Source organism: Pseudomonas cuatrocienegasensis, assembly GCF_900110925.1.
GTDB classification, from domain to species: domain Bacteria; phylum Pseudomonadota; class Gammaproteobacteria; order Pseudomonadales; family Pseudomonadaceae; genus Aquipseudomonas; species Aquipseudomonas cuatrocienegasensis.
Genome location: NZ_FOFP01000014.1, coordinates 39402 through 63104, shown reverse-complemented (window position 1 = coordinate 63104; position 23703 = coordinate 39402). Strand labels below are relative to the sequence as shown.

20 protein-coding genes and 1 pseudogene are annotated in these 23703 nt (G+C 61.9%); 12 read left to right on the top strand and 9 right to left on the bottom strand.

The window, feature by feature from the left end; translation table 11 throughout:
- Positions 1-2: 2 nt before the first annotated feature.
- From tssE to BMW49_RS17930, 9 genes are all read left to right on the top strand, one after another.
- Positions 3-443, top strand: a complete 441-nt coding sequence (gene tssE / locus BMW49_RS17965; RefSeq protein WP_069519112.1) for a type VI secretion system baseplate subunit TssE — start codon at positions 3-5, stop codon at positions 441-443.
- The gene (gene tssF, locus BMW49_RS17960) at positions 427-2223 is read left to right on the top strand and encodes a type VI secretion system baseplate subunit TssF (protein WP_069519113.1); all 1797 of its coding nucleotides are present in this window, start codon (positions 427-429) and stop codon (positions 2221-2223) included. Before tssE ends, tssF begins: the two co-directional genes overlap by 17 nt.
- Complete coding sequence (gene tssG / locus BMW49_RS17955) at positions 2187-3203, top strand: type VI secretion system baseplate subunit TssG (RefSeq protein ID WP_069519114.1); 1017 nt, start codon at positions 2187-2189, stop codon at positions 3201-3203. Before tssF ends, tssG begins: the two co-directional genes overlap by 37 nt.
- 2 nt (positions 3204-3205) lie before the next feature.
- Positions 3206-5746, top strand: coding sequence for a type VI secretion system ATPase TssH (tssH, locus tag BMW49_RS17950; RefSeq protein ID WP_069519115.1), 2541 nt, complete (start codon positions 3206-3208; stop codon positions 5744-5746).
- Positions 5747-5795: 49 nt separating this feature from the next.
- Complete coding sequence (locus BMW49_RS17945; RefSeq protein WP_139133824.1) at positions 5796-6290, top strand: hypothetical protein; 495 nt, start codon at positions 5796-5798, stop codon at positions 6288-6290.
- A 53-nt stretch (positions 6291-6343) separates the two neighbouring features.
- Positions 6344-7129: a hypothetical protein gene (locus BMW49_RS24615; protein WP_139133825.1), complete on the top strand. Its 786-nt coding sequence runs from the start codon at positions 6344-6346 to the stop codon at positions 7127-7129.
- A gap of 219 nt (positions 7130-7348) precedes the next feature.
- Complete coding sequence (locus BMW49_RS17940; RefSeq protein ID WP_167362819.1) at positions 7349-7933, top strand: hypothetical protein; 585 nt, start codon at positions 7349-7351, stop codon at positions 7931-7933.
- Between the two features lie 89 nt (positions 7934-8022).
- Entirely contained in the window at positions 8023-10029 is a 2007-nt protein-coding gene (locus tag BMW49_RS17935; RefSeq protein WP_069519118.1) for a type VI secretion system Vgr family protein, read from the top strand.
- A gap of 10 nt (positions 10030-10039) precedes the next feature.
- On the top strand, positions 10040-10585 hold the full coding sequence (locus BMW49_RS17930; protein WP_069519119.1) for a toxin-antitoxin system YwqK family antitoxin: 546 nt from the start codon (positions 10040-10042) through the stop codon (positions 10583-10585).
- On the opposite strand, the gene BMW49_RS17925 is transcribed toward BMW49_RS17930, so the two are convergent.
- The 3 genes and pseudogenes from BMW49_RS17925 to BMW49_RS17915 form a co-directional block, all read right to left on the bottom strand.
- A complete protein-coding gene (locus BMW49_RS17925; RefSeq protein ID WP_069519120.1) occupies positions 10586-10978 on the bottom strand; it encodes a DUF4280 domain-containing protein in 393 nt (130 codons plus the stop codon). It lies immediately after the preceding gene.
- Positions 10979-11068: 90 nt separating this feature from the next.
- Positions 11069-11566: pseudogene (locus BMW49_RS17920) on the bottom strand (ATP-binding cassette domain-containing protein); the annotation flags it as partial.
- 130 nt (positions 11567-11696) lie between these two features.
- Complete coding sequence (locus BMW49_RS17915) at positions 11697-13475, bottom strand: methanol/ethanol family PQQ-dependent dehydrogenase (RefSeq protein ID WP_069519121.1); 1779 nt, start codon at positions 13473-13475, stop codon at positions 11697-11699.
- A 417-nt stretch (positions 13476-13892) separates the two neighbouring features.
- Between BMW49_RS17915 and mqo the strand changes: the two genes are divergently transcribed.
- Positions 13893-15506 carry a malate dehydrogenase (quinone) gene (mqo, locus tag BMW49_RS17910; RefSeq protein WP_069519122.1) on the top strand — a complete coding sequence of 538 codons (1614 nt, stop codon included), beginning with the start codon at positions 13893-13895 and terminating at the stop codon, positions 15504-15506.
- 535 nt (positions 15507-16041) lie between these two features.
- On the opposite strand, the gene BMW49_RS17905 is transcribed toward mqo, so the two are convergent.
- From BMW49_RS17905 to pedF, 4 genes are all read right to left on the bottom strand, one after another.
- Entirely contained in the window at positions 16042-16968 is a 927-nt protein-coding gene (locus tag BMW49_RS17905; RefSeq protein WP_069519123.1) for a quinoprotein relay system zinc metallohydrolase 1, read from the bottom strand.
- Positions 16969-17086: 118 nt separating this feature from the next.
- Entirely contained in the window at positions 17087-17842 is a 756-nt protein-coding gene (locus tag BMW49_RS17900; protein ID WP_371850871.1) for a quinoprotein dehydrogenase-associated SoxYZ-like carrier, read from the bottom strand.
- Between the two features lie 21 nt (positions 17843-17863).
- Positions 17864-18745 (bottom strand): substrate-binding periplasmic protein, encoded by an 882-nt coding sequence (locus BMW49_RS17895; RefSeq protein WP_069519124.1) that lies wholly within the window; start codon positions 18743-18745, stop codon positions 17864-17866.
- A gap of 5 nt (positions 18746-18750) precedes the next feature.
- Positions 18751-19170: a cytochrome c-550 PedF gene (gene pedF / locus BMW49_RS17890; RefSeq protein WP_069519125.1), complete on the bottom strand. Its 420-nt coding sequence runs from the start codon at positions 19168-19170 to the stop codon at positions 18751-18753.
- A gap of 313 nt (positions 19171-19483) precedes the next feature.
- Between pedF and exaA the strand changes: the two genes are divergently transcribed.
- Together exaA and BMW49_RS17880 are read left to right on the top strand one after the other, a co-directional pair.
- Positions 19484-21352 (top strand): quinoprotein ethanol dehydrogenase, encoded by a 1869-nt coding sequence (gene exaA / locus BMW49_RS17885; protein ID WP_069519126.1) that lies wholly within the window; start codon positions 19484-19486, stop codon positions 21350-21352.
- A gap of 255 nt (positions 21353-21607) precedes the next feature.
- The gene (locus BMW49_RS17880; RefSeq protein WP_069519127.1) at positions 21608-22261 is read left to right on the top strand and encodes a pentapeptide repeat-containing protein; all 654 of its coding nucleotides are present in this window, start codon (positions 21608-21610) and stop codon (positions 22259-22261) included.
- A gap of 196 nt (positions 22262-22457) precedes the next feature.
- On the opposite strand, the gene BMW49_RS17875 is transcribed toward BMW49_RS17880, so the two are convergent.
- On the bottom strand, positions 22458-22910 hold the full coding sequence (locus BMW49_RS17875) for a hypothetical protein (RefSeq protein ID WP_083251746.1): 453 nt from the start codon (positions 22908-22910) through the stop codon (positions 22458-22460).
- Between the two features lie 291 nt (positions 22911-23201).
- Positions 23202-23681: a hypothetical protein gene (locus tag BMW49_RS17870; protein ID WP_090391035.1), complete on the bottom strand. Its 480-nt coding sequence runs from the start codon at positions 23679-23681 to the stop codon at positions 23202-23204.
- Between the last annotated feature and the right edge of the window lie 22 nt (positions 23682-23703).

Here is a 23703-nt window from a genome sequence, read left to right as displayed (position 1 = left end):
CCATGCCCCAGGCCAGTCCGCAGCCGCCGCTCTTCGAGCGTCTTTGCAGCCAGACAGAAGACGTGCGGGCGTTCGATCAGAACGCCCTCGCCGAGTCGGTGCGCTGCGAACTGGGCCGCCTGCTCAATACCCGCCGTGCGCACCGTACCCATGGCACGCCGCTCAGCGTGATTGACTATGGCATAGGTGACTGGAGCGCCCTGCAGCCCCAGCGCGATGAAGACCGACGCACGCTGCTGCGGGAAATCCGCCTGGCCATACAGACTTTTGAACCCCGCTTGCAACTGAGCGAACTGGATATAGAAACCCAGCACGGCCAACCCCAGCGCTTATTGATACGCCTCGCCGGCATGCTGCGCGCCGGCCAGCAGCACTGGCCCGCCGTGTTCGTTATCGACAATGCTGCAGAAGGCATCGAGGTGCGCCATGAGCGACTCGATTGACGCCGAACTGCTCGACTACTACCAACGGGAACTGACCTGGCTGCGCCATGCCGGCAGCGGTTTCGCGGCGCGCTACCCAAAAGTGGCCCGGCGCCTGGAACTGGCGCCGGGCGAGTGCCCAGACCCCCACGTTGAACGCCTGCTGGAAGGCTTCTCCCTGCTCACCGCCCGCCTGCAACGCCGCCTGGACGATGACTACGGGCAGTTCAGCGACGCCCTGCTGGAGCAGCTCTACCCCCTGGCATTACGCCCGCTGCCCTCTTGTACCATCGTCCAATTCGACCCAGACCCGACCCAGGGCAGCCTGGCTGAAGGCTTTAGCATCCCCCGCGACACCCCCCTGTTTGTCACCACCGCCGAAGGCGCCAGCGTCTACCTGCGCACCAGTGCCGAGGCCATGCTCTGGCCCCTGCGCATCAGCGAAGCGACCCTGCTCGACGGTGATGAAGCCGTCGCCCTTACCCAACAACCCCTGGCCCGCTCGGCCCTGAGCCTGCGCCTGGAATGCCTGGGCGAATTCGATTGGGCGCAGTTGCCCATCCGCCAGTTGCGTGTGCACCTTGCCGCCTCGCCGGTGACCAATGCCGCACTCTACGATCTGCTCGGCGCGCACACCCTGGGCATTTATTGCGCGGCAGCGGGCCAGCCGCTGCAAACCTGCCACGGCGCACCGGCCATCGTCGGTTTCGCCGCCGACCAGGCCCTGCTGCCCGACGAAGACGGCCAGCATCCCGGCCTGCGACTGCTCGCGGAATACTTCACCTTCCCGGAAAAATTCGCCTTTTTCGATATCCCCTTCACCCCGCCCACGGTCGGCAACCAATGCCGGGTGATCATCACCTTTGATCGTGCACTTGGGAGCCGCCTGCACCTGCAACCGAGCGAGCTGCGCCTGGGTTGTGCGCCGGCCATCAACCTGTTCCCGCGCACCTCCGAGCCGTTGCGCCCGGATGGCACCCGCAGCGAATACCGCCTGGTGGCCGATGCCCACCGCGAGAACAGCGTCGAGATCCACAGCATCCGCAGCGTTCGCTGCGTGTCCGCCAAAGGCGTACAAGCACTGCCCGCCTATTACGGCCACAGCCACGGCCAGGATCAAGCAGGCCGGGACCTCTACTGGCACGCGCGGCGGGTCCAGGGCCTGACGCCCAACCGCCTGGGCACCGACCTGTTATTGAGCCTGGTGGACAGCGGCTTCGACCCGTTGCAGGACGCCCCCGAATACAGCCTTACCGCCGACCTGCGCTGCACCAACCGGCATCTGGCCGAGCGCCTGCCGGCCGGCACCCGACTGGGCTTTGAGCGTCCCGGCCCGATAGCCCTGGCCAGCCTGCTGACGCCACCCACCCCGCAAAGCCTGCCGCATTTGGCGGGGCAATCGCGCTGGCGGCTGGTCTCGCAACTGACCCTCAACCACCTGTCTCTGGTCGAAGGCCCCCAGGCGCTGGACGCCCTGCGCGAGCTGCTGGGCCTGCACAACCTGCGCGATGAAAACAGCGCGCGACGGCAGATTGCCGGCATCCAGCAACTGCGCTGCGAACGGGTGATGGCGCATGTTGGCGCGGACGCCTGGCGCGGCTGGCGCAACGGCCTGGAAGTACGCCTGAACCTCGACCCAGAGCATTTTGTCGGTGCCAGCCCGGTACTTTTTTCTGCCGTACTGGCGCAGTTCTTTTCTGTCTACGCCACCACCAACCGCTTCGTGCGAACCGTCCTGCTAGACGCTGACAAGGAAGTAAAAACGTGGTCACCCCAAGCCGGTATGCCGCTGTCGCTCTGAGCGAACGGTTGCGCAACACGCCGCAGGCTTTCGAGCTGCTGCAGGCGTTGTTGCTGCTTGAGCGCGAACAACCGAACGCCGCCCTCCTCGGCCAGAGCAGCGCCCCGCAGGGTGAAGCCGTGCGCTTGCGCGGGCCACTGAGCGCCAGCTTTGCCGCCAGCCAGGTGGAGAGCCTGGTGCAAGAGCCGGGGCAACCTATCACCCTGACCACCCCGGTATTCGGCCTCGGCGGCCCCGACGGTCCGCTGCCCTATGCCTATCAAGAATGGCTGGCGCAGCGCGCCCGGCTGAAAGACCACGCGCCGGCCGAGTTCCTCGATATTTTCCAACACCGCCTGCTCAGCCTGCTCTACCGCGTGCTCGGCAAACACCGCCTGGCGTTGGGCTTTCGCGCCCCCCAGGACGCCCCCGTGCAGGCGCAACTGCTGGCCCTCTGCGGCCTCCTGCCGGATGCCTTGCAACAGCGCCTGGCCGTGCCCGATGCCACGGTTACCGCACGCACCGCCCTGTTCGCCGGCGGCCGCCGTTCGTTGGCTGGGTTTGCCGCGCTGGTCAGCCAACAATTTGCGGTGAGCACCCGCTACGAGGCCTACTGCGGCAGTTGGCGGGACATTCCCGCTGCCAGCCGCAGCCGCCTGCAACGCAATGGCCGCAACCTGAGCCTGGGCCGAAGTGCGATTGCCGGCACCCGCGTGTGGGACGAGCATGCCGGTATTCGCCTGATCCTCGGCCCACTCAGTAGCGCACGGGCAGAAGATTTCTTGCCCAGCGGCAGCGCCCACGGCGAACTCGCCAGCCTGGCCGGCTTCTACTTTGGCCCCGACCTGGACTGCGAATTGCGCCTGCTGGTGCGCCCCGGCGCGCCACTCACCCTCGACCGCCGTGCGCCACCACGGCTGCGCTGGAGCAGCGGCCTGCACCTGCGCAGCGAGCAACTGCAACACATCGACACCCGCTTGCGGCAGAGCGAGGTGGCCTGAGCATGGAACTCAGTAGCCTGATCGGCCGCCTCAACGCCGAAAGCCGCCGCGCCCTGGAGCGTGCCGCCCAGCGGTGCCTGCAACGCACCCATCACTATGTCGAGATCGAGCATCTGCTGCTGGAACTGCTGGATATAGAAGGCGGCGACCTGGCTTATCTATTGCCCCGTTTTGGCCTGGAACGCGACGCCGTGGCCTCGGAAATCAACCAGGCACTGGAGCTGTTCAAAGCCGGCAACACCCGTACGCCGGCGCTGTCTGCACAAACCATTGGTCTGTTTGAGGACGCCGTGGTCCAGGCCAGTGTCTCCGGGCAAACCAGCATCCGCTCCGGGTTGCTGCTGCTGGCCCTGCTGGAGCGCGACGAACGCCGCAGCCTGCTGCTCAACAGCGCCTCATCGCTGCTGCGTATCCCCCGGGATGCCCTGCGCGAAAATCTCCAGGACTGGACACAAAGCTCCCGCGAACAGACCGCCAGCGCAACGCCTGCCAACAAAGGCAAGGCTGCGACTCAGGAGTCGGTGCTCGACCAATACACCCAAGACCTCACCGCCGACGCCCGTGCCGGTCGCATCGACCCCATCGTCGGGCGCGACGGGGAAATCCGCCAGAGCATCGACATCCTCCTGCGCCGCCGGCAGAACAACCCGATTCTGGTCGGCGCCCCTGGCGTCGGTAAGACCGCAGTGGTTGAAGGTCTGGCCCTGCGCATCGCCGCCGGTGATGTGCCGCCACCGCTGCAAAACGTCATTCTGCGTGTGCTCGACCTTGGCCTGCTGCAGGCCGGCGCCGGGGTCAAGGGCGAGTTCGAGCAGCGCCTCAAGGGCGTGATCGATGCGGTGCGCAGCAGCGAGCAGCCGATCATCCTGTTTATCGACGAGGCCCATACCCTGATCGGCGCCGGTGGCAGCGAGGGCGGCAGCGACGCCGCCAACCTGCTCAAACCGGCCCTGGCCCGTGGCGAGCTGCGCACCCTGGCCGCCACCACCTGGCTGGAATACAAAAAGTATTTCGAGAAGGACCCGGCCCTGGCCCGGCGCTTCCAGTTGGTACAAGTGGAGGAGCCCGACGAAACCACCGCCGTGGAAATGCTCCGTGGCGTGGCCAGCAAACTGGAACAGCACCACGGCGTGCAGGTGCTGGATGCCGCCATCCTCGACGCGGTGAAACTCTCCCACCGTTACATCTCCGGTCGGCAACTGCCGGACAAAGCCATCAGCGTACTGGACACCGCCTGCGCCCGCGTCGCCCTCGGCCAGCACGACGTACCGCCGCCCCTGGAGAGCCTGCGCCATCGCGAAGTAGCCGTGGCCGAAGAGCTGCTGCGCCTGCGCCGTGAACAGGCTACCGGTCTGGAGCACAGCACCCGCATCACCGCGCTGGAGCAGGAATCCGCCGCCAACCTCGTGACCATCCGCGCGCTGCAACGCCGTTGGGGCGAAGAACGCGAAGCGGTGCGCGAACTGCTGCAAACCCGTCGCCAGTTACTGGCCCTGTGCGAAAGCGCCGACGCCGCCAAACCGGACGCCGAACTGGATGGCCGCATCGACCATCTGGCCGCCGAGCTGACCCGCCTGGAAGCCGGCCTGGAGGCCATCCGCGAAGACGACCCGCTGGTGCCCGAACAGGTCGACTCGCGCATCGTCGCCGCGGTGATCGCCGGCTGGACCGGCATCCCCATCGGCAAGATGCTCGCCGACGAAGCCTACGCCGTGCGCACCCTCGGCCAGCGCCTGGGCCAGCGGGTGATGGGCCAGAACAACGCCATGGCCACCATCGCTCAGCGCATCCAGGCCTACCGCGCCGGCCTCACCGACCCAGCCAAACCGGTGGGTGTGTTCCTCCTGGTCGGCCCCACCGGCGTCGGCAAAACCGAGACGGCCTACGCCCTGGCCGACGCCCTCTACGGCGGCGAACGCAACCTGATCAGCATCAACCTTTCTGAATACCAGGAAGCCCACACCGTCAGCCAACTCAAAGGCGCCCCGCCCGGCTACGTCGGCTACGGTAGCGGCGGCGTGCTCACCGAAGCGGTGCGCCGCCGCCCCTACTCCGTGGTGCTGCTGGACGAAATCGAAAAAGCCCACCCCGACGTGCTGGAAGCCTTCTACAACGTCTTCGACAAAGGCGTGATGGAAGACGGCACCGGCCTGGTGGTGGACTTCAAAAACACCGTAATGCTCGCCACCAGCAACGTCGGCGCCGAACTGATCCTCGATACCCCCACCGACCAGCTCGGCAGCGACGCCTTCAACGAACGCCTGCGCAAGGTCCTGCTACAAGCCTTCCGCCCCGCCTTCCTCGCCCGCATGACCGTCGTGCCCTACCGCCCGCTGGATGAAACCACGCTGGAAGGCATCGTCCTGGCCAAGCTGGAGAAACTGCGGGAACGCTACAAGGCCGCTACCGGCAAGCCATTCGACTTCGACCCCGCCATCGTCAAGGCCGTGCTCGCCAAATGCAGCGCAGCCGGCGCACGGGATATCGAGAATGTGCTAATGGCGCAGGTGACGGGGAAGTTGGCGGAGTGGGTGTTGGAGTAAGGAATGCGCCAGAGTCAAAAACACATAGATCGGATGAGGCATTACGAACATGGCAGGAGATTTAATACTCGCCAACGTCACTGACAAGACCCTAACCGTATTGACTAATGCGGGCGGAGCTGTTGGCAGCGAAATACATCATGCCGATAAATATTCTCAAACTGCGTGGAATGTGCTCAGAGCCAGGATCCAAGAATCAGATTCAGGAATGACAACCAACAACAGAGTAGGCCTTCCTCCGCACTTCTATATTTCTTTCAGCCTATCCACCTACAAAGGTGGTGGTCAGGAGAAATTCAAACAACTAATAAGGCACGCCATTCGTCCATTAACAGTCGTTACCAACCACCCAGGCCTGAGCGAATGGAACAAAAACAAGGGCGACGAAGTTTCGGCAGAGAAGTGCTTTCACGAAGCACTGCAGAAAGGCTCCATCACTCTGGAAATATACAAGTACGACAACGAACCGCTATTAAATAAAGAAACAGGCGCTATCAGTGAAAACATAAATTACATGAAAAAGGTAAACGAACACTCAAAATAACCAGAGCATGTGATACACGGCAAATATTTAACGTCCGAGCCCAGGGGGTTTCCATGGTCAAATGGGTTAATCAACACGGCCACATAAATACGGATCAATTGGCTTTTACCATAGAAGATGAGGCCTATGGGCCACTGCACACAGTCCACCACAAGCCCATGGGAGCAACATGGGCACATTGTGTTCTGGGGCCTGATATCGCCGCACCCGGTGGAATCCTGCCAAACAACAAAGCAACGGCTACCGGTGAAGGCTGGAACACACCATGGACTGGAATGGGATATCCGACTCACACCTTCAACCAAGATCAATTGAGTTGGGTACGCGCGCATTTGATCAATGCGGAGTGGGGAGGGCCAGGCAATCATTGGAGCAACCTGACAATCCTGAGTTCACAGGCCAATAGCTGGCACCGGGGCATTGAAAACCATATCCGAAATTTCTTATCCGCCTGTAGAGCCTTCGACCTGAGCAACCCAATGCCAAACCACTGGATTGGCGTTGAGTATCACGTCATTCGCTCAGTCGACAACTTTGCAGTCCCGCCTGAGTTACAAAATGATCTCTATGCCTATTGTCCATCCCACATAGTTGTAAAATGGCGAGCAGTGTCACTTCCGAAGATCCAAGGTTCTATCCAGGCCGTAATTCACCACGCCGTTACCAATCGCGCCGCCTTGCCGGTGCTACCGCCCGGCTTTGGCCAGTTTCCGGCATACAACATTCCCCAAGGACTCGCACCGCATCAGGTTGTCGGCAACTACGTGGCCGGTGCTCCAGCGCTCTTTGGCCCCAATGCAAACAACTTCGACCAAGATGTGGAGATTCACAATGTTTAGCCTCTTGCCCAAAAGGGGCAGATTTATTTACTGGCACCCACTTCTCCAGAATAAATTCATCCCCTTTTTGATGAAAAATTAGACCAAACTCACCAGAACACTCACCCAAAGAAACCATCCATCTGCTACTTATGGGTCTTTTATTAAAGCGAGGTTACAATGTCGTTCCGGGCAAGAGCTTTCACAGATCATGCATATCATCTCGAGCGACTGCAAACAATGAGCTGGCTGGACAAAGTCGCTTCTTACATCTTATCGATACACTGGAGCCGTGGTGAAGGTGCAGCTGGCGGGCATGCCAAGTTGGCAACTAAAGCAACCATGCCTACGGGCAAGGAAGCAAGGATCCGTAATCGTCAATTGGAATCACACCTAGATTGTGTGGCGGTTGCCTTAGTAGATAGCAAGTGGTATATCGCGGCCAATCGACTGAACCTGTACGACACCGATATCATACTGACCGACCACTCTCTTGGGCGCCCAATTGACGCAACCGAATTTTTCGGCGGCGTATCTTATTTTGGCTACATCTCGAATAATTACGAAATCATTCGAGAAGGCGGCGATCACATGCACGCCGAAATGAAAATTCTCAAATATCTCCAGCAAATCGGGAAGCTTGATGTGCGAATACATATCGGAGTATCAAAACCATGCTGCCCGCTCTGCAAAAAAACCTTGGATGATTGGCAAGTCGAATATACCTCGTATCACGATGTAATGCCGAGCGGTGATACTTGGATTGATCCGCAAGTCGGACATCCGTCCGACGATATTAATATCATTCGCGATCTGTTTCGATGATCTCTATATTTCAAGCACCACCCAGCTAGATGATCTTCAATTTTATATTTCTAGGCAGGATTGCCTATTGAAAGCTGGGAGATTGTTAAATGCCCCGCCCCACCGACACCACCACCAGCCTCTCCCTCAGCGCCTCCGCCCTGACGGATCTTTACCCCCAGACGCTTTCCGGGGGCGAAGCGTTGAACGAACTGGGCAGCCTGGCCCTCCACGGCGACAGCACCACCGCACTCACCCTCCCCAGCGCCGTCGCCACCCACGTAACCCTCACCCTGCACAACGACGCCAACCAGCGCCCCCTCGACGCCCTGGTCGCGGAGATCCGCCAGCTCCCCGCCGATGCCACCGCCGACCGCTATCAGCTGGTGCTGCGCCCCTGGCTCTGGTGGCTGACGCTGGCCAGCAACAATCGGGTGTTCCAGAACCTTTCCACCAGCGACATCGTCACCACCATCTTCAAGGCCCACGGCTTTACCGACTTCAAGCTGTCGCTCTCCGGCAGCTACGAGCCGCGCGAGTATTGCGTGCAGTACGGCGAGACGGATTTCGCCTTCGTCTCGCGGTTGTTGGAGGAGGAAGGGATTTTCTGGTTTTTCACCCATGAGGCCGGCAAGCACACGCTGGTGCTGGGTGACAGCAGCGATGCCTTCGTGCAGATCCCCAACGGGCCGAAGGTGCCCTACCTGGGCCAAGACATCGGCGTGCGTGAGCTGCATGGCATCCGCTCGGCGCAGTACAGCGTGCAGGCGGTGAGTGGGGTGTACAGCGCCACGGACTACGCGTTCGCCACCCCCACCACCTCGCTCTACAGCAAAGCCGAGGCGCTGGCCGGGCCGTTGTCGATGTATGAGCATCCGGGGGGCTATATTGCCAAGGGACGCGGCGATGCGCTGACCAAACAGCGCGTGGACGGGCTGCGCAGCCAGGAGAAGCGCCTGATCGGCGAGAGTGATTGTCGCTGGTTGGTGCCCGGCCACTGGTTCAGCCTTATCGGGCATGACGACACCAGCCTGAATATCGACTGGGTGCTGACCTCAGTCACCCATGACGCCAGCCACGAGCACTACCGCAACCGCTTCGAGGCCATCCCCAAGGCCAGCGCCTACCGCCCGCCACGGCTCACGCCCAAGCCGCGCATGCACACCCAGACGGCGATAGTGGTCGGCAAGGCGGGGGAGGAAATCTGGACCGACCAGTACGGCCGGATCAAGGTCCAGTTCCCCTGGGACCGCGACGGCAAGAACGACGAGACCTCGTCCTGCTGGGTGCGCGTGGTGCTGCCCTGGAGCGGCAAGGGCTTTGGCATGCAGTTCATCCCGCGCATCGGCCAGGAGGTGATCGTCACCTTTATCGACGGCGACCCGGATCGCCCACTGGTCACCGGCTGCGTCTACAACGGCGACAACGCCCTGCCCTATGCGCTGCCGGCCAACCAGACCCAATCCGGCATCAAGACCAACTCATCCAAAGGTGGCGGTGGCTTCAACGAGCTGCGCTTCGAGGACAAGAAGGACGCCGAGGAGCTGTTCCTGCAGGCGCAAAAGGACATGAAGGTCAACGTGCTCAACGACAGCACCGCCACCATCGGCCACGACGAAACCCTCACCGTGCAGAACGCCCGCACCCGCACGGTAAAGGAAGGCGACGAGACCATCACCCTGGAGAAGGGCAAGCGCACGGTGACCATCCAGACCGGCAGCGACACCCTGGATGTCAAAGACAGCCGCACAGTAAAGGTTGGCGCCGACCAGACTCACAGCACCGGCGGCAACTACACTCACAAGGTCAGCGGCAACTATGAGCTGACCGTGGACGGCAACCTGACCATCAAGGTGACCGGCACCCTAACCCTGCAGAGTGGCGGAAATTTCACTGCCAAGAGCGACCAGAACCTCACCACCCAGGCCGGCATGGCGCTCACCGACAAGGCCGGCACCTCGCTCACTAATCAGGCCGGCACGTCCCTGGACAACAAGGCTGGTACCACCCTGACCAACGATGCCGGCATCAGCCTGACCAACAAGGCGGCGGCCGAACAGACCGTGGATGGCGGCGGCATGCTGACCCTCAAGGGCGGCCTGGTGAAAGTCAATTGAGGCGCGCGGTATGAGCCAATCCGGCAAGCTCGAACTCACCCGTGGCGACAGCCATATGCAGGGCCACTTGCAAGATGGCCAACTGGACGGCCCCCTGCGTATCAAAGAAGCCGGGCGCCCCCAGGCGCAACTTGGTTACAGCGGCGGCGAGCTGCATGGACCGACCACCCTCTACCATCCCAACGGCCAGGTCTCGGCGCTCTTGCCCTACCTCAACGGCAAACTGCATGGCATCGCGATGTTTTATGCGGCGCAAGGCGCGCTGCAGCGCAAAGTCAGCTACCGCCGAGGGTGGATGCACGGCGAGGCCAGTAACTACTACCCAGACGGGACCTTGGCCGAGGTCGAGCACTACTGCGATGGCGTGCAAGAAGGCGCCTACCTGCGCTACCACAGCAACGGCCAGTTGGCATCCCGCAGTCGCTATCTCAAGGGCCGGCTGCTGGACGATAGCCAGCAGTTCTCCAACGATGGCCGTCCGCTGGACGCCGCAGGTAAACCCATGTCGCGCGTGCGCTGGTGGTGGAAGCGCTGGAGCGAAGCAGGCCAGGTTTGATCAGGGGATCAACATCTGCATCTGGCCTGGCATGTTGATCTTGATCACCCCCGCCCAGTTACACATCAGCGTGCAGTTGGCATCCAGCGCTGGCATGTTGCCCAACAGCAGGGTTGGCGCACCGGGAATCCAGGGCGAGGCGGTGGCGGGAATGCAGGGCATCGGCGTCAGTACGCCCAGGGCGGCGGCAGTAGCCGCCGCCACCATGGGGTTGGCGGGGCTCTGGCACATGCCGAAGGTCCCGATATTGACCAAAGGGATATGATCCATGATGTTCGCGGCCGGCATGCTACTGGTCAGCGTACGGTTGATGGGCAATACATTCAGTACCGCTGGCGCCACCCCAAAACTGCACTGCAGCACCGCGCCGCTGCACACTTGTGGACATCCCATAGGCGTCTCCTTGGCTGGACTCATGGAATTCTAGACGCCGTTCGCGAGCTAGCAACTCTGCAGACCTTAGTGTCACGACACTGGGGTCACATGCTGCTGCCACAGGCGCTCGATCAGTTGCTGCATTTCGATACGGGTCAGTGCATCCAGGGCGCCGAGTGGCTCGTTCAGCAGCAACAGACGCGGGCGGTGGATAAGCGCGCGGGCGAAGGCGACGCGCTGTTTTTGCCCACCGGAGAGCGCCGCCGGCCACTCAATGGCGCGATCGGCCAGGCCAACCGCCGCCAGCGCTTGCTCGGCCTGCACTCGCCAATTGCCGCTCAGGCCCAGACCGACGTTGTCGATGACCCGTTTCCAGGGCAGCAGGCGTGCATCCTGGAACATCAGGCGGATGTCCTCACGGGCTGCGCTCAGGGCGCCATTACCGGCCAACAACTGGCCAGCGCTGGGCTTATCCAGGCCGGCGAGCAGGCGCAGCAGCGTGCTCTTGCCGCAGCCGCTACGCCCCACTATCGCGACGAACTGGCCCGCAGGGATATGCAGGTCGACGCCCTTGAGCACCTCGCGCTCGGCGAAAGCCTTGCGGATAGAGGACTTTCACCTCCAAGCCACCAGCGAGGCCACCACAGCCAAGCTGGTTGCGCTTGCGTGCAACGTGCCATGCCTGGCGCACAACGACAATGACCGGCAATAGCCGGCCATCTTCGTTACCTGGCGCTTAGCGCTTGGCCACCAGCTCCTTGGGCAGTTTGAAGGTCCAGAGCATACCGCCCTGGTTGAAATCCTTGACCCGCTTGGCCACTTCACCGCCCCACAGCGGTACCGCGCCGCCCCAGCCGGAGAGCACCGAGACATACTGCTCGCCGTCCATTTCCCAGGTCACAGGTGAGCCGAGCACGCCGGAGCCGGTCTGGAATTCCCAGACTTTCTCACCGGTCTTGGCGTTGAAGGCCTGCAGGAAGCCTTCCGGCGTGCCGGTGAATACCAGGTTGCCCTTGGTGGTCAGCACCCCACCCCACAGCGGCGCGTAGTTCTTGTGGCGCCAGACTTCCTTACCGGTTTTCGGGTCGATGGCGCGCAATACGCCGATGTAGTCCTCGTTCAGCGGCTTGATGGTAAAGCCGGCACCCAGGTAGGCCGCGCCTTTCTTGTAGGCGATTTCCTCGTTCCAGATGTCCATGCCCCACTCGTTGGAAGGCACATAGAACAACCCGGTGTCCTGGCTGTAGGCCATCGGCATCCAGTTTTTCGCACCCAGAAAGGCCGGTGCGGAGAACACGCTGGTGCCCTTCTGCGCGGTGTTCGGCGAGCCTGGGCGGTTGCTGTCGTCGTAGATCGGCCGGCCGTTGCTGTCCAGACCCTTGGCCCAGGTGATCTTGTCGACAAAGGGGAAGCCACGGATGAACTTGCCGTTGGTCCGGTCCAGCACATAAAAGAAGCCGTTGCGGTCGGCGGTGGCGGCGGCCTTGATGGTCTTGCCGCCCTCCTGGTAGTTGAAGGAGATCAGCTCGTTGACGCCGTCAAAGTCCCAGCCGTCGTGGGGCGTGGTCTGGAAGTGCCACTTGATGGTGCCGTCATCCGGGTTCAGCGCCAGGCGTGAGGAGGAATACAGATTGTCGCCTGGGCGCAGGTGCGAGTTCCACGGCGCCGGGTTGCCGGTGCCGAACAGCAGCAGGTTGGTTTCCGCATCGTAGTAGCCGCCCAGCCAGGGCGCCGCGCCACCGGTCTTCCACAGGTCGCCGGGCCAGGTCTTGCCGGCTTCGCCGCCGCTGATGCCGTTTTCGACGGCTTTGCCGTCCTTGTAGACATAGCCCATATGGCCTTCGACGGTCGGCCGGCTCCACAGCAGGTCGCCGTTCTTCGGATCATAGGCCTCGATCTTGCCGACCACGCCGAACTCGCCGCCGGAGACCCCGGTGATCAGCTTGCCACCCACCACCAGCGGCGCCGCGGTGATCGAGTAACCGGCCTTGTGGTCGGCGACGTTCTTGCGCCACACCACCTTGCCGGTGTCCTTGTTCAGCGCCACCAGCTTGGCGTCCAGGGTGCCGAAGATCACCAGGTCGTCGTACAGCGCCACGCCACGGTTGATTACGTCGCAACACGGGCGGATGTCCTCGGGCAGGCGCGCATCGTACTGCCACAGCTCGCGGCCGGTGCGCGCATCCACGGCAAACACGCGCGAGTAGGAGGCAGTCACGTACATCACGCCATCCTTGATCAGCGGTTGGGCCTGCTGGCCGCGCTGTTTCTCGCCGCCGAAGGACAGGGTCCAGACCGGGCGCAGCTCCTTGACGTTATCGCTGGTGAGGATGTCGAGCGGGCTGTAACGCTGGCCTTGCAGGCCCATGCCGTTGGTGACGATCTCATCGGTGGTGGTGGCGTCAGCGAGGATCTCCTGATCAGTGACGGCGGCCAAGGCTGCGGCGCCAGGCAAGAGCATGGCGGCACACAGCGCTGTGAGAGCGAAAGGCTTGCGAAGACCGTGGTGTTTCATTGCGGCTACCTCAGCGGGTTCATTGTTATCACCGGGAAGTTTTCCCGGCCTGCCCGGAATTCTTGGCTCGCAAGGGATGTCCAACAATTCAACGCAGTGCCGATTTCACTCATCCCTTGGTAGCAATACCGGCCCGAAGATCAGCCCAACAGAGCTGGTGGCGGGAACTCGCCAGGCATTTCGGGAAAATCGATAGCTTGCTGGCGAATTCCCGCCAGAGCCGAGTCACCGATTGCGGCAGATTGCCGCTAACGCGGCGCAATACCGGCAGCTGAAACGTTTCGGCATCGCTTTTGCTTTACAGGGGTCGCCACGACAGTCCGCACCGGTCGCCCACGCGCCTGCCTTGCACCGCCGCTTCACTGCCCGTCGGCCCGGCCGTCGTGTGCCACATTCATCTGCCAAATGGTCTGCCTAATGAAAAAACTGCTACTACCCCTGCTATGCCTGAGCGTAATCAGTTGCGCCAAGCAGCCCGAGCCCGAAAAAACCGTGGACGTACTGCTGATCGGCGGCGGGATCATGAGCGCCACCCTGGGCACTTACCTCACCGAGCTGGAGCCGACCTGGACCATCGACCTCTACGAGCGCCTCGATCAGGTCGCTGATGAAAGCTCCAACGCCTGGAACAACGCCGGTACCGGCCACTCGGCCCTGGCCGAGCTGAACTACACCCCGGAAAAGCCCGACGGCACCATCGACATCAGCAAAGCCGTGGCGATCAACGAATCCTTCGAGATCTCCAAGCAGTTCTGGGCCTATCAGGTCGAGCAGCGCATCCTCAACAACCCCAAGTCGTTCATCAACAACGTCCCGCACATGAGCTTCGTCTGGGGTGAGAAGAACGCCGCCTTCCTCAAGAAGCGCTACGAGACCCTGCAGCACAGCACCCTGTTCCGCGGCATGGAGTTCTCCGAAGACCCGGCCAAGATCGCCGAGTGGGTGCCGCTGGTCATGGCCGAGCGTCAAGGCAACGAAAAACTCGCGGCCACCCGCGTAGCGTTCGGCACCGACGTCAACTTCGGCGAAATCACCCGCCAACTGGTCGATTCGCTGAACAGCAAGACCGACACCTTCAACCTGCACCTGCAGCATGAAGTGCGTGACATCGTGCGCAACGATGACGGCACCTGGAAAGTCGTGGTCGCCGACCTGGCCAACGGCGAGAAAGAAATCGCCGTCAATGCCCGCTTCGTATTTATCGGTGCTGGCGGTGGCGCCCTCAAGCTGCTGCAGAAATCCGGCATCCCTGAAGCCGACGGCTACGCCGGTTTCCCGGTTGGCGGCCAGTGGCTGGTCACCAACAACGAGGAACTGGTCAACCAGCACCAGGCCAAGGTCTACGGCCTGGCGTCGGTCGGTTCGCCACCCATGTCGGTCCCGCACCTGGACACCCGGGTGATCGATGGCAAGAAGGCACTGCTGTTCGGCCCATTCGCCACCTTCTCCACCAAGTTCCTGAAAAACGGTTCCTGGACGGATATGTTCGGCAGCCTGACCACCCACAACGTCATGCCGATGGCTAACGCTGGCCTGGATAACATGTCGCTGACCACCTACCTGATGGGTCAACTGGTGCAGAGCCAGGACGATCGCATGGACTCGCTGCGCAACTACTTCCCGGCAGCCAAGGACGAAGACTGGCGCCTGCTGCAAGCCGGTCAGCGTGTGCAGATCATCAAGAAGGATGCCGACAAAGGCGGCGTGCTGCAGTTCGGCACCGAAGTCGTCAGCTCTGAAGACGGCAGCATCGCCGCCCTGCTGGGTGCCTCGCCAGGCGCCTCGACCGCAGCGCCGATCATGCTTCACCTGCTTGAGCGCACCTTCAAGGACAAACTGCAGAGCGAAGCCTGGCAGGCCAAGCTGAAGGAGATCATCCCCTCCTACGGCCAGAAACTGGAAGGCGATCTGGAGCTGACCAACAAGACCCGCGCCTGGAGCAGCGAGCGCCTGGAGCTGACCTTCACCCCGGTCGCCCCGGACACCGTGGAGCTGGAAGATAACGTACCGGCGGTCGAAGCCACGCTCTGATCATGGGACCGGTAGGGTGCGCCATGCGCACCAAAAGCCTGCAATAGGCCTGACATAGCGTCACCTCGCGGCCAGGGCCGCGCCTCGTAGAGCATCAACCTACGCGGCGCGCACCCTGGCCGTGTTGCTTTCAGGCACTCAGGCTTGAAAAGAAACGAAGGGACGCCGACATGGATGCAACCGCCACGATTGCTTGTCGTAGGAGCCGCGCCCCGCGGCGAATAGCGGCCAGCCAGCGCTGGTGCAGGTAAACCCAAAAGCTTCGCGCCGGGGCGACGCTCCTACGTGATAGCGGTGCTGCAGCTTGCATCGGTAGGAGCCGCGCCCCGCGGCGAATAGTGGCCAGCCAGCGCTGGTGCAGGTAAACCCAAAAGCTTCGCGCCGGGGCGGCGCTCCTACGCAATAGCGGTGCTGCAGCTTGCATCGGTAGGAGCCGCGCCCCGCGGCGAATAGTGGCCAGCCAGCGCTGGTGCAGGTAAACCCAAAAGCTTCGCGCCGGGGCGGCGCTCCTACGTGATAGCGGTGCTGCAGCTTGCTATTGATCCACCCGCGTCATCACCCCCCGCTCATAACGCGGGTACAGATGGCTGACGCTGCGGATCAGTTCGTAGCGAGTCAGGCTGATACCGGCAAAACGCTCAGGTATGGGCGCGCGGATCAGCTCGTTCATCTCGGCTCCCTGGGCCGCGCCCTCACGCAGCACGCCATTGAGCCAGCCCAGGTAATCGCGCATCTGCGCGAATGGCGCCGCGTTGTTGGCCACTGGCCCATGCCCCGGCACGAGCAGTGTCCAGGGCAGCGCCTGGAGTTGGTCGAGGTCGGCAAGCCAGGTATCGAGGCTCGGCGTACCCGGTGTGGTCAATGCACGCTGGTAGAACAACAGGTCGCCGGCCAAAAGCACGCCGCTGCGCGTATCGAAAATCGCCAGGTCGGCGCCGGTATGCCCGCTCAGGGCCAGCAGGCTCAGCACCCGATCACCTACACGCACCTCCCCCGCCTCCAGGGTGGCCGTGGGCAATACCACCTCGGTACCGCGCATCCAGTCGCCCACCAAGCGATACATATTCTCCGCCATGGCCTCGCCCTGCTCCGCCAGCAATTGCCGGGTGCCGGCCAGGGCCGCGATGGACACATCCTCATAGGCCTGGTTGCCCAGTACATGGTCGGGGTGATGATGGGTCAGCCACAGGGCGATTACCGGTTTGTCGGTCACCGTGGCGATGGCCGCGCGCTGCGCCTCGCCGTAGGCCCGCGAGGGGCCGCTGTCGATCACCAGCACGCCATCTGCCGTGACGATAAACGCCGTATTGACGATATTGCCGCCATTGGCCGGGGAGAAATTGTCGGTGCTGCCTTCGAGCAGCCAGACGCCATCGGCGATCTGTTTGGGCTGCAACGCATAACTCAACTCGGCCTGGGCCGGGCCAAACACCAGACTTAACAGCAGTAGTATCCAACGCATTGCATCCTCCCCTGCGCCATGCGCACCAACCATCCTCGCGGTGCGCACGGCGCACCCTACACCAGGCACTACCCGTAGGGTGCGCCGTGCGCACCAGCCATCCGCCCGCCCAGCTCCGTCAAAACGCTGCCCGAAACTCGTTGCCATTGTTATCGCGCAGCCACAGTTCGGTTGTGCCCTCGCCCTTCACCTCCAGGCTGATGGTGGGGTTTTCGCTGACGGCGGCAAACAGTTCCAGCGTCGCCAGGCTGTTGCCGGCGCTGTCTCGCAGTTCGGCCTGGTTGAGGAAGAATTCGGGGATGCCGCCGACCAGGCCGTTGTCCATCGGGTGGGCGACCTGCAGGCGCAGGCGGCTGGCGTCGGCCAGGGGGTAACGTTTGCCGAGCACCTGCCCCAGGCGCTCTTCCCAGCCCGCTTCGGCGCGTACCACGCTGGGCGCGGTGCAGCCGCCGCCGGCGGCATCCACCTGGGCCGAGCCGATATGCCAGAGGCCATCGCGGGTCAGCACCGCCGCGCGGATCGGCGTGGCCTGCTCGACCCGAATACGGATGGCCAGGCGCGCCCGCACCTGCTCGCCGGGGCGGAAGTCGAAGATCTGCGCGATCGGGTTAAGCTCGGCCCAGGCCAGGATGCGCACCACCTCGCCATCGTAGGCGCTGGCGTCGACCTCGATCGGCACCTGGCGAGCATCCTCGGCAAAGGGCGGCACCTGCACGCGTACCCGCTTATCGAAGACGAAGGGCGCGCCGTCGAGCAGGCGCGCGTGGTAGTAGTCCCACATCACCGAGGGCACGGGGTCCACCTGCGCGGCCTGGCTTTCCCAGGGTGCGGCCAGCAGCGCCAGTAACAGACAGCTACGCCAATTCAGATCCATTCCGCACCTCCGCTGCAGCCGCTAATCGACGTCCTGATACAACCCCGGCAACTCATAACGCAGGCCGTATTCGGCGTAGATCGCCTTGACCCGCCCGTCGAGGATCAGGATTTCCAGCTGTTCTTCCAGGGCATAGGCCAGTTGCCGATTACTCTCGTGCACGGCCATGCCGATATCCCAGACCTGCTTGCCCATGTTCGGGTAGGCGTTCTCGGCCAGGACCAGATCGGGGTTGCCGGCCTGGGCCAATTGCCAGTCGATTTCGCCACGCATGGCCATCACCGCATGCACCTCACCGCGCTGCAGGCCGGCAAAGGCCTGTTGCGGGTTGGGGTAGTGATGGGTCTGCTCGCGCACCAGGCCGTCGAACACCGACGACAGGTAAAAGGACGGCACGCTCTCCACCTCCACCCCGATGGGATGCCGCTGGAACACCGCGATGCTCGGCACCGCCTCAAGCCGGCGGCGGTCGTAGGCCACCTGCCAGCGCTCGCGCTGATAAGGGGCGAACATCACCACCAGCTCATTGATCAGCTCGCCGAACTCGTTGCTCTTGAAGGAGAACGCGCGGTCGTAGGGCACCCGCAGCATCACATCGGCGAGCACTCCAGGGCGCAGGTAGTGGCCCTTCCAGATCAAATCGCGCAAGTCGTCGTCGAGTTTCTCCCCAGGCGGCGCCCAGATCACCTCCAGGCGCAGGCCAAGGCCATCGGCCAGCGCCTTGGCCAGGGCGTAATCCACCCCGCGCGGTTCGCCCTGCTGGCGAAAGCTGTAGGGCGCAAAGTCGTCATAAAGCGCGACCTTGAGCACGCCGGAGTCGACAATCGAGTCGTAGCTGCGCACCTGGGCCTGGGCCAACCAGGGCAGGCCGAGTAACAGCAGGCACAGCAGCAGCCGGGGCATGTTGCTCACTCCGTCACGGCCACGCTTTCCAGGTAGCTGCGTATCGCCCAGAGCGCTTCCTGGCTCAGATAGTCGGCCATCTTCGGCATATATACCCGGCCATCGCGCACGGCGCCGTTGACCACCCGCTCCTTGAACCACTCATCGCCCATCGCACCGGCTTCGAGCAGGCGCAGATCGGGGGCGATACCACCGGATTTGGCCTCAAGGCCGTGGCAGGCCGCGCAGTTCTGGTTGTAAGCCGAGGAGCCGATTTCGATGGCCCGCGCATTGTCGCGGTAGGGGTTCTCTTCCAGCCACTCACTACCCAGCGGCTCCAGCCCCTCGGTCTTGACCGCCTGCGGCACCACGTCACCGTGGGCCCAGAGGGCGCCGGAGCAGGTCAGCAGTACGGCGGCCATCGCGCCTTTGAGTTTGCTCGTCATGATCACTACCTCGTTCTTGTAATAGGTGCACGCATCAGCCCGCCTGGAGCTTGCTTGCAAGCATCTTAGAAAGGCCGCGAGGCAGGACGAATGCTGCTTTGGTGGCTCGCACCTCGTCCCTTGGTAGTAGGGCCTAAGGCCCCCTGGCACGGTGCTTTTGCAGCAAGGCCAAGTCATGAGGGCACTGGGTATTTTTCCCGGTAAACGCGGGTGTTTTTCTGTATCCGCCGGGGCCCTGGACTTCCCATCATCCACTCGCCAAGTCGCCACTCGGCTTGCACCGGCAACCTCTTCACCACGATGGGAACCCACCATGACAACAAGAACGTTACCCAGCTCGCCGCGCCCTTTGGCGCTAACTCTGTATTGCCTGCTGGCCGGCGGCCTGAGCCTGGCCAGCCAGGCCATGGCCAAGCCGGTCACCTGGGACGACATCGCCAACGACCACCTCAGCACCCACAACGTGCTGCAGTACGGCATGGGCACCAACGCCCAGCGCTGGAGCCCGCTGGCCCAGGTCAACTACCAGAACGTGTTCAAGCTGACCCCGGCCTGGTCGTTCTCCTTCGGCGACGAAAAGCAGCGCGGCCAGGAATCCCAGGCCATCGTCCACGACGGCGTGATCTACGTGACCGGCTCCTACTCGCGGGTGTTCGCCCTCGACGCAAAAACCGGCAAACGCCTGTGGACCTACAACCATCGCCTGCCGGATAACATTCGCCCGTGCTGCGACGTGGTCAACCGCGGCGCCGCAATCTATGGCGACAAGATCTACTTCGGCACCCTCGACGCCCGCGTTGTGGCGCTGAACAAAGACACCGGCAAAGTGGTGTGGAACAAGAAGTTCGGCGACCACGCCGTCGGCTACACCATGACCGGCGCGCCGACCCTGGTGAAAGACCAGAAAAGCGGCAAGACCCTGCTGATCCACGGCAGCTCCGGCGACGAGTTCGGCGTGGTCGGCAAGCTGTTCGCCCGCGACCCGGACACCGGCGAAGAAGTCTGGATGCGCCCCTTCGTCGAAGGCCATATGGGCCGCCTAAACGGCCAGGACAGCACCCCGACCGGCGACGTCAAAGCGCCCTCCTGGCCGGATGACCCCAACCACCCAACCGGCAAGAAAGCCGCCTGGAGCCAGGGCGGCGGCGCGCCATGGCAGAGCGCAAGCTTCGATGCCGAAACCAACACCATCATCATCGGTGCCGGCAACCCGGCCCCCTGGAATGGCTGGGCGCGTACCGCTGACGGTGGTGATCCTAAGGACTACGACAGCCTCTACACCTCCGGGCAAGTCGGCGTAGACCCAACCACCGGCGAAGTGAAGTGGTTCTACCAGCACACCCCGAACGATGCCTGGGACTTCTCCGGCAACAATGAACTGGTGCTGTTCGACTACAAGGACGCCGCCGGCAAGACCCTCAAAGCCACCGCCCACGCCGACCGCAACGGCTTCTTCTACGTGGTCGACCGGGCCAACGGCAAACTGCAGAACGCCTTCCCCTTCGTCGACAAGATCACCTGGGCCAGCCATATCGACCTGAAAACCGGGCGCCCGGTGGAGAACGCCGGCCAGCGCCCGCCAAAGCCAGAACCGGGCGAAACCAAGGGCAAAGCGGTGGAAGTGTCGCCACCCTTCCTCGGCGGCAAAAACTGGAACCCCATGGCCTACAGCCAGGACACCGGCCTGTTCTACGTGCCGGCCAACCACTGGAAAGAGGACTACTGGGCCGAAGAAGCCACCTACAAGGCCGGCTCCGCCTACCTGGGCATGGGCTTTCGCATCAAGCGCCTGTATGACGACCACGTCGGCATCCTGCGCGCGATGAACCCCACCACCGGCAAGGTCGTCTGGGAACACAAAGAGCGCCTGCCGCTGTGGGCCGGCGTGCTGGCGACCAAGGGCAACCTGGTGTTTACCGGCACCGGCGACGGCTACTTCAAAGCCTTCGACGCGAAGAACGGCAAGGAGCTGTGGAAGTTCCAGACCGGCACCGGAATCATCTCCCCGCCCATCACCTGGGAACAGGACGGCGAGCAATACATCGGCGTAACCACCGGCTACGGCGGCGCCGTACCGCTGTGGGGCGGCGACATGGCCGAACTGACCAAACCAGTCGCCCAGGGCGGCTCCTTCTGGGTATTCAAACTACCCAGCTGGGACAAAGCCAGCGCCCAGCGCTGACGGCTAACCAGCCCATGGTGCCCCGTAGGGTGCGCTATGGGCACCGCCTCGCTCACGAAAACGGATTTTTGTGGGAAGAACGGCGATCCCCAAGCTGGCCATTGCCCCCGTAGGAGCGAATTTATTCGCGATAAATCGCAAAAACGACCGGATCCCCCGGCTGCCCCCTTTCGCACCCACACCACCCTACCCCATCTCCCGTGGGAGGGGCTTTAACCGCGACAGCTTCACCCACCATCACCCCGAGGACTCACCATGAACTACCTGCCCTTGCTGATCCCGGTTTTGCTGCTGGTCATCGGCAGCCACGCCATCGGCGCCGAAGACGACGGCGTGCCCCAGATCAACGGCTGCCGCATAGCCCCCGACAGCCAATGCGCCAACGCCAACCTGCGCGGCGCCGACCTGCGCAACCTCGACATGCGCCGCATCAACCTGGCCGGTGCGGACCTTGCCGGCGCCGACCTGCGCCACAGCAACCTCGACCTGGCCAACCTGGAAAATGCCAGCCTGCGCGGCGCCAACCTCACCCGCGCCAGCCTGCAACAAAGCAACCTGCGCGTGGCCGACTTCTCCGGCGCCACCCTGGTGGCCATCCAAGGCTGGGGCCTGTTCGCCCAGGCCGCCAACTTCGACGGCGCCAACCTGCGCGCCGCCAACCTGGAATTCGCCCGCCTCTCCAGCGCCACCCTGCACAACGCCCAACTGCAAGCCGCCAACCTGGAAATGACCTGGCTAAGCAAAGCCGACCTCAAAGGCGCCCACCTGCAAGACGCCAACCTGCAAGAAGTAAAACTGGGCGGCGCCAACCTGGCCAACGCCAACCTCACCGGCAGCCGCACCCACTACGGCAACTTCCAGGGCGCCAATATGGAAGGCTGCACAGAATGTCCGAAGGGGTGGGATTGAATGGTTGTGGAAGTACGGGGGCGGATTGATTAGATGGCTCCCACGCTCCGCTTGGTAGCTAGCCTGCGAAGCTCTGCGTCGCCAGCGGCTTCAAGTGCGCATAACCTGCAAGTGGACGCGTAACATCGTGGGCTGTATACCCACGCAGAGCGTAGGAACGATCAATTTTTCCCTTTCTTTTCCTATGTCACTCGCTTCACTCGCCATATTTCCGAGTGAAAGGTACGCCATTAAACGTGTGGGTGCAGCATTTGCAAAGAGGCTCCAGTACAGCCTCATCAACATCAGGATTAACTACTCGAAGAACTCCTTCCTCATCCACGTACAGGCCACTGTAGTAAGAACTCTCACCTACACGCACTACCTCATTGGCCAACTCAAATTCCATGGCGACCAGCCAATAAATAGGCTCTTTCTTGTCCAGTCGAGAAACAACTTCACTATAAATTCCACTCCAAGGGAAACCGACTTTCGCCAACAAAAACTTGAATAGCGGTGTGTAATCCAGCCCGCGCTGTATACCTTTCCGCATCCCAACGCCAGATTCCCTATTCCGTGTGTCCTTGAAATCACCTCCATGAAGATGATGAACACCATGCGCTTTGGTGTTCACCTTTCGGTACAGAGGCTTTTTTTTGTTGGCTCTCATTAATCGACCCTCATTCACGCATAAATTCTCACATAATCCGCAAGAGGAACGAGCACCATGCGAGCAAAGCGAGGGGGCTTTTATATGGCTCCCACGCTCCGCGTGGTAGCCAGCCTGCGACGCTCTGCGTCGCTAGCGGATCCAATGTAGATAGCCTGCAAGCGGGCGCGGAGCGTCGTGGGGCTGCATTCCCACGAAGAGCGTGGGGAACGATCAAAAATCAATGACACTGACCCCATTGATCGGTTTTAGCCCGTCCCAGTGAGCGAAGCGAACGATTTGGACCAATTTTTATATGCATTTATCGATAATATTTGACAGCACTTCATTCTCTGCGATCTTGGCCTGAATTCGAATTCTTTCGACTAATATGAGGGAGATTATTATCGCAATTATTGCTATAAAATATGCCGGTGGATTTCTGAGAAATTCACCAAACACGATATTTAAAGAGCTAAGACCTAACACAGAAACTGCACTAACGACGATCAGAATGAAGCTGCTACGTTCCGTTAGTGTGGAATTTGTATTTTTCAGTGCTAGCTGGTGAGCTTTTAGCTCTGCAATCTTGACTATTTTCTTTGAAACAAGCTCGGAAAGCCAAGCCACATCGTGGCGGGCATTGGCGGACTCTCGCTCAAGAAATTTCTCCCAGTAAACTTCCGAATTAAATATGCGATTGAATACACCAGACAAGGTGTAGAACTTCTCTTTTGTATGTCTGCTACGTTCTAGTTTGTAGGACTTTTGGAATTCTTGAAAATTTCTCATAAACTTAGCACTAAATATAAAT